This window comes from Nocardia sp. NPDC059154, assembly GCF_042755705.1.
In the GTDB taxonomy this organism is placed as follows: domain Bacteria; phylum Actinomycetota; class Actinomycetes; order Mycobacteriales; family Mycobacteriaceae; genus Nocardia.
In genome coordinates this window covers 105669-117113 of the sequence record NZ_JBHZCS010000022.1, presented here as the reverse complement: position 1 = coordinate 117113, position 11445 = coordinate 105669, and the positions used below count along the sequence as shown (strand labels likewise).

The following is an 11445-nucleotide window of genomic DNA, read 5'->3' as shown; positions in this document are numbered from 1 at the left end:
ACCGGGCACCGCCAACAAGCATGACAATCAGCCGGCGGACATGGCCCACTTCGTGCAGACCACATCGGACAACGGGGGTGTCCACATCAACTCCGGAATCCCCAACCGCGCGTTCGCCGTCACCGCCCTCACGATCGGCGGACCGGCATGGCAGGCGCCGGGCACGATCTGGTACGAAACCCTCAACGACCCGAGGCTCAAGCCGAACAGCACCTTCGCCGGCTTCGCGACCCTCACGTTGAAGAACGCGCGCACCCGCTTCGGTGCCACGAGTACCGAAGCGGGTGCGGTGCGGGCCGGCTGGGACGCGGTGAAGGTTCCGGTGCAGTGATCGCATCGGGACTACGCTCGTTCGTATGTCGCCGATACGCATCGCATATCGACGGTCGGGTGGGCTGGCCGGTCTGGACTTGACCGCCGAGGTCGATGCCGCCGACCTGCCGCCCGGCGATGCCACGATCGCGGCGGGGCTGCTCACCGGCGACCCCGCCGGATCGGCCGGGACGGGTGTTCCCGATGGGTTCAGCTACGAGCTCACCGTCAGCGACGGAACCCGGACTCGGACGTATCGATGGAGTCAGCCGTACGTGCCCGCCGAGGTCTCCTCGCTGCTCGCGGCCCTCACCTCCCGGGCGACTCCGGCCGCGCCCGCCTGATCGCGACGGAGTTGCCGGCCGCCCGTTCAGTGCGCTTCGCTGAGCCAGATCGCTTCGGCCGCAATGCTTCCGAGGTCGATCGTGCGTTCGTCGACCTGCACCGCGATGGTGCCCGCGAAATCGCGCCGCTCCACCACGGCGATGGGTGTGTCCAGCGCGATGCCGAGCGAATCGAAGTAACGCAGCATGGCCGGATCGGAGTCGGAAATCCGTGCCACCCGGCCGGATTCGCCGGCGTCGAAATCACTGAGCTGGCGCGCCGGGGGAGTGGGCACCGCGCCGTCCACCGAGGGAATCGGATCACCGTGCGGATCCCGGTCGGGGTGGCCGAGTTTGGCGTCGATGCGATCCATGAGCGTCTCCGAGACGGCGTGCTCGAGCACCTCGGCCTCGTCGTGCACCTCGTCCCAGCCGTAGCCGAGTTCATTGACCAGGAAGGTCTCGATGAGCCGGTGCCGGCGCACCATGGCGATCGCGGCGCGGCGGCCGTCCTCGGTGAGTGTGATGGCCCCGTAGCGGGCGTGTTCGACCAGCCCCTGGTCGGCGAGCTTGCGGACGGCCTCGGACACCGTGGAGGCGGAGACGCCGATCTTCTCGGCGAGCAGCTTGGTCGACACCTTCTCCTGCGACCACTCCTGCGCCGTCCAGATCACTTTCAGGTAGTCCTGGGCGACCGAGGACAGCACCGGGGCGACGGTCGCGGTCTTGCTGTGGGGTTCGGAAGGTGCGGACGGATCGGCCAGCTCACGGCGGGTGGCGATGTCTCGTTTTCCGGGCACGTACCCGAGCTTAGGCACACCTCGCGCGGTTTCACACATCGGCGCGCTCGCTGGTAGGGAGCACGGTTCGGCGGGAGGGTCCGCTATCGCGTGACGTGGATCGGCACACAGTGGACCGCGTTTGCCCCGTACCCCAACCGATTCCATGCGGGCTCGTCGGGCTGGGTGTGGCCGGCCGCATCCGTCGCCCGCACCCGCACGGTCGTCGGTCCTGGGGCATCGACAGAGGTGACGAGATCCCATTCGCGCCAGCTGTCCGGCAGTTGCTTCCCCGGCAATCGAGCCTGCTGCCAGCTCCCGCCGCCGATCGATACCTCCACGCCGGTGATCGGGGCGAGCCCGGACCAGGCGACACCCTGGATGGTGAGCGGTCCGGGGCGCACAACGGCGTTCGACGCAGGAACCGTGATCACGGACCGTATCTCTTGCAGGCGCACCGGCTCGGTGACGACCTGCCCTCCGCGCTCCCACTCGTAGCAGTACTTCTCGGTCTGGAAGAACCCGGCGAACCGATGGTCGAGGACCTCGATGTCGGTGAGCCACTTCACCGATGCCACCCCGTACCAGCCCGGAACGACCAGCCGGAGCGGACGGCCGTGGAGGGCCGATAGCGGCTCACCGTTCATGGCGTAGGCGAGCAACGCCCCGCTGTGCCGGGCATCGGTCAGGTCGAGGCTGCGCTCGAAGCGGATCGTTCCCGAATGCCGGTCGACAGGCCCGCTGTCCGCACCGCGGAACACCACCTCGCGCGCTCCGGGAGCGGGACCCGCCTGCGCGAGCACCTCGAACAGGGGCACTCCGGTCCATTCCGCGGTGCCGACCGCGCCGAGTCCCCACTGCTCTCCCGGCGTCGGTGGGTCCAGGGCCGATCGGCCGTTGCCGGCGCACTCGAGGGTGACAATCCGTGTCTGCGACGACATTCGGCGCAGGTCCGGCAGAGTCCACGTCGACGGATGTGTGACACGGCCGGTGACCCGAAGCCGCCAGTCGGCCGGGTCGAGATCCGGAATCCGGAAATGATTCCGCTTGTAGAACCGCGCGTTCGGAGTGACGCCGCCCCCCAACTCGGAAACGGGCGTCTCGGCATTGAGCGGGTCGCGGCACATCACGACCAGACCCGCCGCTACGGCTTGTCGGTGGGCCGACCGAGGGCTGATCCAGGGTATGACCGGGCCGGTAGTCCAGGTCATCGAGGCGCACTCCTGACCTTTGGTTTCACTTCCCGCAGACCCTAACCTACCGGCGCCGGAACGATCCTGATGTCGAAATTGCGGCCTTCGAACATCGATGACCGACGGCGTTGCCCGCGATCACGCCGCGGCGGCGGGGGCCAGGTGCCTGGCCGGGTCGAACGATTCGAACGCGGCTTTCGCGACGACGAACACGCCGCGTTGCGGCAACCAGAAATCGCCGAGCTGCTGCTGCTCCGGCAGCGGAGCGGGTGCGCCGAGATCGGCCCCGCGCAACCGCGCCCGGCCGGCGGAGACGAGCCACATCAGCATCGGTCCGGCCGCGAAGTGCTGCCCGTTCGGAGCAGTGCCGCTCATGCGGATATGCCCGACCTGCAGCATCGGGCCCACGCCCTTGGCCATGATCCGATGACAGCGGTCGCTGCGCCATACTGCGGTCGGGGTGTGGCGTCCCACGGCACTCAGCAGGCGGGTACGGCCGGTGGCTTCCAGGTCGATCCGCCACTCGAGAATGCCGGGAATCCGGGTCTCCAAGGAGTACGGGCCGACCCACTCGATATCGATCGGGGTGCGGACCGTGGTGGCCGAGCCGCCGTCGGAGAAGTACCGGGCACAGCTGAGTTCCGGCGCCACGTCGGAGTAGAAGGTCCATTTGCCTGCCGGGTTCCGGTGCCACACAGCGCGATAGCCCGAACCGATCGACGTGGCGGCGAAATGCCGCAGTGCCAGGTAGTCCCCGGTTTCGAACGGCATACCCATCACGCCGTAACCGGCGAACCGTTCGTCCGTGCCAGGCCAGAGCGCCGGTCGGTCGATCGTCGCCTGCGCCGCGGTTCTGGGGTTCTTGATGGTCGTCATGGAACGATCGTCGCCGGGACGGCCCGGGTGGTCATGAGGCATTCGCCCCGTTTTCTCGTTCACATCTTTCTGGTTCACATCGACATAGGTGTGACCATGCCGTGCTGTGTGGCGAACAGGCTCGCTCCGACCCGGTTTTTGACGCCGATCTTGCTATAGATGTGCTCGACGTGGTTGCGGACCGTCTTCTCGGAAACGCCGAGGGCCTTCGCGATCTCGCGATTCGATCGACCCCAGGCCACGTTGATCAGGATCTCGGCTTCCCTGGGGGTCAGACCGGACGGGCGTGCGGGTCGTCTGGACCGCCGGTGGCCGGCGGCTTCGAGTACTGCCTCGACCGCGGTTGGTTCGAGGTGCCCGGCAGCTGCGCCGCGGCGCAGTCGGCGTGCCGCCTGATCGGGATCGAGGGCCACACGATACGGCCGCGGTTCCCGCGAGCTGTGGTACTTCACTGCGGCTGCCAGCAGCCGATCGTTCACGGAGAGAACGCCGCCGGTGAGACCGTTCGGGTACCCCGAGCCATCCAGGTGTTCATGATGCCGCTCCGCGACGGCCTTGACCGCTTCGAGACCGCCTACGCGACTCAAGATCCGGCCGGTGAGGTACGGGTGCATCTGTGCGCGTTCAGTTTCGGATGCGGTGAGCGGGCCCGGCTTCTCCCAGATGTGGTTGGACACGCCGATCCGGCCGAGGTCGTGGACGTACCCCGCCCGGCGCATCAGGTCCGCATCCGCCGCGCCCAGTCCCGCGCAGGTCGCCGCGGCATGCGCCAGGTCGGCTACCCCACGCGAATGGCCAAGGGTGAATGGACATTTCAGGTCGACGAAGTCGCCGAGTGCCTGCAGCAGCATATCGAGTTCCGCACCGGTGACAATCCGATCCGGATCGGGCAATGATGCTGTGGCAGCCGACCACGCGTCGTCCGGCCGGCCGAGCATGTCCCGTGCCGAGCCGACGAGGACGGACACCAACTGCGGGTCGAGCTGTCCACCGCTGCGGCTGTCGGCTACCGCGATGGCCGCTTCGACGCCGTTGGCGCGATGGGGCACCTCGACGACATCGGCGAGCTGGACGACTCGCATCACGATCGGAATGTCATCGCCCGCAACTCCATTCGGCAGTCCACGACCATCCCACCGTTCGAAGGCGAATCGCAGCGCGGAAGCGACCTCCTCGCCCAGGCCGAACTGCTCGGCCAGCAGCGATGCGGAAGCACAGTGCGAGCGCACCAGTTTGCCGAGGTTGCCCCTGGCGTCCTTGATCAACGTCGCGCCGATCTGCGCCCGCTTGCCCAACGGCAACCCGCGTCCGACATTGCGCAGCAAGAACCGGAGATACGGCAATCCGGACCAATCAACCGAGTAGCTGTTGTGCCGAACCGTGATGTCGTCGCCGAACCAGTGCGCGTACTCGTGCGAATCGGCATGGCATCCGATCCACATCAGCAGCGACGTATGAAAGACGGCCGACCGCTCCTCCTCGGTGAGGCACAGCCGATCGGCAAGCCGGGTCCCGATGACGGCGGACCGCAGCATGTGCTCCATCGGCTGGCCCAAGCCCAGATCGATCGCAATCGAAAGTGCCGCCAGAACCTCTCTTCGGGAAACAAACGGCGCCACGATCGTCTCCTGTCGTCGCGCCTATTCACGCTACGCCGACGCTGTACACGGTCACTGCCGAAAATGGGACAAATTCCTCATGTCCGGCCGTTGCGGCGGGGCTCTACTTGGTGGTGGAGATCCCATCGCAGTGACCTCCGCCGAAGACGACGGCAGGTAGCCGGAGAGGAGTCTCGATGACCCGCATCCATACCGGTCACTGTGCCGCCGGCCTGACCCGGTTCGCCAGCGACGTCGATGCCCTGGTCCATGACAACAGCGACGAACACCGGCTCACGGCTCTGGTGGCCGACCGGCTTCGGGCGCTCTTGGCCTCGGAGGTCACCCTCCCGCCTGAATTCATTCGGCCGCATACCGACCACTACGTGGTGTACCCGCTCCATGTCGCGACCGATGGATCGTTCAGCATCGTGTCTGCGGTGTGGGACGTCGGTCAGACCACGCCCGTCCATGGACACGAGACCTGGGGCGTGGTCGGGATCTATGCCGGTGTAGAACACGAGACCCGCTACGTCAAACCCGCGGCGCCGGGTATCCCGCTCGTGGCAACGGTGGAACACGACTGGCACCGCGGGCAGGTGACGATCTGCTGCACCGCCGACGACGATGTCCATCGAGTCGACTGCGGGAGCGAGGTCCCTTGCGTCGGCATCCATGTTTATGGAGCCGACGTCGGCACACTTCCACGCCGATGGTACGAACCCGATACCGGCCGCCAGCACTGGTTCATCTCCGGGTGGGCCACGCCGGCCGGCGGACCGGCGGGCGGTCCGGAGTGGTGAACGCAAGGTGACGGACATGCTTCCGGCCGTGAAGATCCGCACCGCCGAATATTGTCTGTGACGCGCTTTGCGTAGGCTTCCCGTGTGCAGAGATGGCGAAGTCTCGAGGAGATGCCCGCGGACTGGGGCCGGTGTGTCCTCACCATCGGGGTGTTCGACGGCGTGCATCGCGGTCACGCCCAGCTCATCAGCCGTGCGGTGAAATCCGCTGCGGTGCGGGGCGTTCCGTCGGTGCTCATGACGTTCGACCCGCACCCGGTCGACGTGGTGCGGCCCGGTGCGCATCCGGCGCAGCTGTCCACCCTGGACCGGCGCGCGGAGCTGGTCGAGGAACTCGGCATCGACGTGTTCGTGGTGATGCCCTTCACCCGTGACTTCATGAAGCTCACCCCCGAGGAGTACGTCGAGGAACTGCTCGTGGACCGGCTGCACGTGGCCGAGGTCGTGGTGGGCGACAACTTCACCTTCGGCAAGCAGGCCGCCGGCACCGTCGACACCATGCGCGAGCTCGGCAGCCGCTACGGCTTCGACGTCGACGGCGTGCAGCTGCTCGGCGAGCACGCCGTCACCTTCTCCTCCACCTACATTCGCGGCTGCCTGGCCGAGGGCAATGTGGGCGCGGCCGCGGAGGCGCTGGGCCGCCCGCATCGCGTCGAGGGTGTGGTCGTGCACGGCGACGGCCGCGGCAAGGGCCTGGGCTTCCCGACCGCCAACGTGGCGCCGACCATGCATGCCGCCATCCCCGCCGACGGGGTGTACGCGGGCTGGTTCGCCGTCCTCGAACCTGGCGACCCGCTGGCCGGCGAGCGCCACATGGCCGCCATCTCGGTCGGCACCAACCCGACCTTCGACGGCCGCAACCGGACCGTCGAGCCCCATATCCTCGACTTCGACGCCGACCTCTACGGCAAGCACGTGGCCGTGGACTTCGTCGAGCAGCTGCGCGGCATGCGGAAGTTCGGGTCCATCGAGGAGCTGGTCGAGGCCATCGGCAAGGACGTCGACCAGGCCCGCAAGGTCCTCGACGACGAGACCGGCGAATAGGGCTCCCCGGGGCCGATTTCCGCTACCACGGGCGCTCCGGTAAGCTGTCCCGTCGGGTTTGCTGCGGTCCGCGGCGGCGCCCAACCGGATTCGTCCGGTCCCTCGAGCGCGGACTGAAACAAGGAGTATCTGTGGCTCTCACCACTGAGCAGAAGTCGGCGATTCTCGCCGAGTACGGCGTGCACGAGAAGGACACCGGTTCCCCGGAGGCGCAGATCGCGCTGCTGTCCAAGCGGATCGCCGACATCACCGAGCACCTCAAGAAGCACAAGCACGACCACCACACCCGCCACGGCCTGATGGCGCTGATCGGTCGTCGCAAGCGGCTCTCGAAGTACCTGCAGGACAAGGACATCGAGCGTTACCGTTCGCTGATCGAGCGTCTCGGCCTGCGTCGCTGACCCAAGCCGCGGACCCTCGGCGCGGCGAGGTGACACACCTCGTCGGCAGAGGTAGTTGACGAACCGGCCAACGAGGAGGCATAGAATCTCCTCGTTGGCCTTTCGTATATGTGGTCGTGGATCCCCACGAGGGGGAGGATCGGCCGGGTATACGCCAACACGAGCCGTATGCACCCGTCGCGTGGCGTCGGTCTTCGGTAGTGGCTTTTCGGGGCGCGAAGTGAGATGAACCATGCGCGCCCGGAGGGCTTCGATCGATGACCGCCTCCGCGTCGCCGTATCCAAGGGGATAGGGCCGGGTGTGCGCGCTGTGGCCATGAGGGCTGCGGCGCGCCCATGCCGGGTACGGCTCATGAGCCGGGTCGCACGTGATCGATGCGTGCTGGATCCGGCGAAGACGAGAGGTTGAGATAACAAAGATGTCCGACACCCAGACCAGTTCCGCCGCCGAGGTCGAGCCCGGCGTTTTCGAGGCCGTCGCCCTGATCGACAACGCCAGCTACGGCACTCGCACCATTCGTTTCGAGACCGGCCGCCTGGCCAAGCAGGCCGCCGGTTCCGTCGTCGCCTACCTCGACGACGAGACCATGCTGCTGTCGGCCACCACGGCCTCCAAGCAGCCCAAGGACCAGTTCGACTTCTTCCCGCTGACGGTGGACGTCGAGGAGCGCATGTACGCCGCGGGCCGTATCCCCGGCTCGTTCTTCCGTCGTGAGGGGCGGCCCTCGACCGACGCCATCCTGACCTGCCGCCTGATCGACCGGCCGCTGCGTCCGTCCTTCGTCGACGGCCTGCGCAACGAGATCCAGGTCGTCGTCACCGTCATGTCGCTGGATCCGAAGGATCTGTACGACGTGGTCGCGATCAACGCCGCCTCGGCGTCCACCCAGATCGCGGGCCTGCCGTTCTCCGGTCCGGTCGGCGGCGTGCGCGTCGCGCTGATCGAGGGCCAGTGGGTCGCCTTCCCGACCGTGGAGCAGCTCGAGGGCGCCGTGTTCGACATGGTCGTCGCGGGCCGCGTGGTCGACGGTGACGTCGCCATCATGATGGTCGAGGCCGAGGCCACCGACAATGTGCTCGCGCTGATCGCCGACGGCGCCTCCGCGCCGACGGAAACCGTTGTGGCCGAGGGCCTCGAGGCCGCCAAGCCGTTCATCGCCCGCCTGTGCAAGGCGCAGTCGGACCTGGCCGCCCTGGCGGCCAAGCCGACCGAAGAGTTCCCGATCTTCCTGCCGTACCAGCCCGACGCCTACGAGGCTGTCGAGGGCACCGCCAAGCGCGAGCTGAACGAGGCGCTGTCCATCGCGGGCAAGCAGGAGCGCGAGGAGAAGATCGACGAGATCAAGCTCTCCGTGCTCTCCGAGCTCGCCGAGTCCTTCGAGGGCCGCGAGAAGGAACTGGGCGCCGCCTTCCGCTCGGTCACCAAGAAGCTTGTGCGCCAGCGCATCCTGACCGACAGCTTCCGCATCGACGGCCGCGGCCTGGCCGACATCCGCGCGCTGTCCGCCGAGGTCGCCGTGGTGCCGCGCGCCCACGGTTCGGCGCTGTTCGAGCGTGGCGAGACCCAGATCCTGGGTGTCACCACCCTGGACATGGTGAAGATGGCGCAGCAGGTCGACTCGCTCGGCCCGGAGACCTCCAAGCGCTACATGCACCACTACAACTTCCCGCCGTTCTCCACCGGTGAGACCGGTCGCGTGGGCTCGCCCAAGCGCCGCGAGATCGGCCACGGTGCGCTCGCCGAGCGTGCGCTGGTGCCGGTGCTGCCGTCGCAGGAGGAGTTCCCCTACGCCATCCGTCAGGTGTCGGAGGCGCTGGGCTCCAACGGTTCCACCTCGATGGGTTCGGTCTGCGCCTCGACCCTGTCGCTGCTGAACGCCGGTGTGCCGCTGAAGGCCCCGGTCGCCGGTATCGCCATGGGCCTGGTGTCGGACACCGTGAAGAACGACAAGGGTGAGGACGAGGTCCGCTACGTGGCCCTCACCGACATCCTGGGCGCCGAGGATGCCTTCGGCGACATGGACTTCAAGGTCGCCGGTACCCGCGAGTTCGTCACCGCCCTGCAGCTGGACACCAAGCTCGACGGCATCCCGTCGAAGGTGCTGGCCGGTGCGCTGAACCAGGCCAAGGACGCGCGCCACACCATCCTGGACGTGATGGCCGAGGCCATCGCCACCCCGGACGAGATGAGCCCCTACGCACCGCGCGTCACCGCCATCAAGATCCCGGTGGACAAGATCGGCGAGGTGATCGGACCCAAGGGCAAGGTCATCAACCAGATCACCGAGGACACCGGCGCCAACATCTCCATCGAGGACGACGGCACCGTGTTCGTCGGCGCGACCGACGGCCCGTCGGCGCAGGCCGCGATCGACGCGATCAACGCCATCGCCAACCCGCAGCTGCCGAAGGTCGGCGAGCGCTTCCTGGGCACGGTCGTCAAGACCACTGCCTTCGGCGCGTTCGTCTCGCTGCTGCCGGGCCGCGACGGTCTGGTCCACATCTCGAAGCTGGGCAACGGCAAGCGCGTCGCCAAGGTCGAGGACGTGGTCAACGTGGGTGACAAGATTCGCGTGGAGATCGCCGACATCGACAACCGCGGCAAGATCTCGCTGGTGCCGATCGACGAGGATTCGGACAACTCCGAAGCCTCTGCTGCGGCCGACGCGAACGCAGAGTAATTATTTCTCTGTGACGAAGAAGCAGTCCGCGGTGCGCGCGGGTTCCGCGCGCGCCGCGACAGACACGGCCCCCTTGCTCCGGAATCTGGAGCAGGGGGGCTCTTCACTGGTGGTTGCCCAGAATCAAGCGCCCGCAACGGATATCGGCGTGCGCCGCACCGTGCTGCCCGGTGGTCTACGGGTGGTCACCGAGCATGTGCCGGGCGTGCGCTCGGCGTCGGTCGGCGTGTGGGTCGGGGTCGGCTCGCGCGACGAGGGCCCGACGGTGGCCGGCGCCGCGCACTTCCTCGAGCATCTGCTGTTCAAGGCCACGCCCTCGCGCTCGGCGCTGGATATCGCGCAGGCCATGGACGCGGTCGGCGGTGAGCTGAACGCCTTCACCGCCAAGGAGCAGACCTGCTACTACGCGCACGTGCTCGACGAGGATCTGCCGCTGGCGGTGGACCTGGTCACCGACGTGGTGATGAACGGGCTGTGCCGCGCCGAGGACGTATCGGTGGAACGGCAGGTCGTGCTGGAGGAGATCTCCATGCGCGACGACGATCCCGAGGACATCGTCGGCGACACCTTCCTCACCGCGCTGTTCGGTGATCATCCGATCGGCCGCCCGGTGATCGGCAGTGTCGAGACCGTCGAGGCCATGCAGGCCCAGCAGCTGCGCTCGTTCCACCAGCGTCGCTACCGGCCCGACCGGATGGTGGTGGCGGTGGCCGGCAATATCGAGCACGAGCACACCGTCGAACTGGTGTACCGCGCCTTCGGGAATCGGCTCGAATCCGGGCTGGAACCCGCGCCGCGGCGCGAGGGCCGGTTCCGGCCGCGCGGCAATCCGGAGTTGCTGCGCGTCCAGCGCGACAGCGAGCAGGCGCATCTGGTGTTCGGCACCCGCGCCTTCGGCCGGCACGAGGGCGAGAAGCGCTGGCCGCTGTCGGTGCTCAACACGGTGCTGGGCGGCGGGCTGAGTTCGCGGCTGTTCCAGCGCATTCGGGAGGAGCGCGGGCTGGCGTACTCGGTGTACTCCAGCGTCGACACCTTCGCCGACACCGGCGCGTTCTCGGTCTACATCGGCTGCCAGCCCGAAAACCTGGGCCGCGTAGCGAGTTTGGCGCGCGGGGTGCTCGAGGAGGTGGCCGCCGACGGCATCACCGACGCCGAATGCGCCCGCGCCAAGGGTTCGCTGCGGGGCGGTCTGGTGCTGGGGCTGGAGGATTCCGGCTCGCGCATGAACCGGATCGGCCGCTCGGAACTCAGCTACGGCAACCACCGCAGCGTGTCCGAAACCCTCGCTCGCATAGACGAAGTCACCACCGACGAGGTCTCCCGGATCGCGGCTGCCCTGCTCGCCCGCCCCTTCGGCGTCGCGGTGGCCGGACCCTACCGCCGCACCCGCGACCTGCCCGCCGCCGTGCGTCATCTCGTGGACTGAGATCGCTAC

General features: G+C 67.7%; 11 protein-coding genes. 7 read left to right on the top strand and 4 right to left on the bottom strand.

Features of this window, described 5'->3' with window-relative positions:
* On the top strand, positions 1-331 hold a 331-nt coding region (locus tag ACFXN1_RS20565; protein ID WP_379463646.1), incomplete at its 5' end, for a M4 family metallopeptidase.
* A 25-nt stretch (positions 332-356) separates the two neighbouring features.
* Positions 357-656, top strand: coding sequence for a protealysin inhibitor emfourin (locus ACFXN1_RS20560; protein WP_379398379.1), 300 nt, complete (start codon positions 357-359; stop codon positions 654-656).
* A 26-nt stretch (positions 657-682) separates the two neighbouring features.
* Here the strand turns inward: ACFXN1_RS20560 and ACFXN1_RS20555 are convergent, their stop codons facing one another.
* The 4 genes from ACFXN1_RS20555 to ACFXN1_RS20540 all read right to left on the bottom strand — a co-directional run bounded on the left by ACFXN1_RS20555 (position 683) and on the right by ACFXN1_RS20540 (position 5102).
* Positions 683-1435, bottom strand: a complete 753-nt coding sequence (locus tag ACFXN1_RS20555; protein WP_379398381.1) for a metal-dependent transcriptional regulator — start codon at positions 1433-1435, stop codon at positions 683-685.
* An 83-nt stretch (positions 1436-1518) separates the two neighbouring features.
* Positions 1519-2625 carry a sulfite oxidase gene (locus ACFXN1_RS20550; protein ID WP_379440306.1) on the bottom strand — a complete coding sequence of 369 codons (1107 nt, stop codon included), beginning with the start codon at positions 2623-2625 and terminating at the stop codon, positions 1519-1521.
* Positions 2626-2745: 120 nt separating this feature from the next.
* On the bottom strand, positions 2746-3483 hold the full coding sequence (locus tag ACFXN1_RS20545; RefSeq protein WP_379440307.1) for a hypothetical protein: 738 nt from the start codon (positions 3481-3483) through the stop codon (positions 2746-2748).
* A gap of 74 nt (positions 3484-3557) precedes the next feature.
* The gene (locus ACFXN1_RS20540) at positions 3558-5102 is read right to left on the bottom strand and encodes an HD domain-containing phosphohydrolase (RefSeq protein WP_379440309.1); all 1545 of its coding nucleotides are present in this window, start codon (positions 5100-5102) and stop codon (positions 3558-3560) included.
* Between the two features lie 176 nt (positions 5103-5278).
* On the opposite strand from ACFXN1_RS20540, the gene ACFXN1_RS20535 reads away from it, so the two are divergent.
* From ACFXN1_RS20535 to ACFXN1_RS20515, 5 genes are all read left to right on the top strand, one after another.
* Positions 5279-5884: a hypothetical protein gene (locus ACFXN1_RS20535; protein ID WP_379440311.1), complete on the top strand. Its 606-nt coding sequence runs from the start codon at positions 5279-5281 to the stop codon at positions 5882-5884.
* A gap of 84 nt (positions 5885-5968) precedes the next feature.
* On the top strand, positions 5969-6928 hold the full coding sequence (locus tag ACFXN1_RS20530) for a bifunctional riboflavin kinase/FAD synthetase (protein ID WP_379398393.1): 960 nt from the start codon (positions 5969-5971) through the stop codon (positions 6926-6928).
* 131 nt (positions 6929-7059) lie between these two features.
* Complete coding sequence (rpsO, locus tag ACFXN1_RS20525) at positions 7060-7329, top strand: 30S ribosomal protein S15 (protein ID WP_040859570.1); 270 nt, start codon at positions 7060-7062, stop codon at positions 7327-7329.
* 419 nt (positions 7330-7748) lie between these two features.
* Complete coding sequence (locus ACFXN1_RS20520) at positions 7749-10010, top strand: polyribonucleotide nucleotidyltransferase (protein ID WP_379440312.1); 2262 nt, start codon at positions 7749-7751, stop codon at positions 10008-10010.
* A gap of 85 nt (positions 10011-10095) precedes the next feature.
* Positions 10096-11436: a M16 family metallopeptidase gene (locus tag ACFXN1_RS20515; protein ID WP_379440326.1), complete on the top strand. Its 1341-nt coding sequence runs from the start codon at positions 10096-10098 to the stop codon at positions 11434-11436.
* Positions 11437-11445 lie beyond the last annotated feature (9 nt).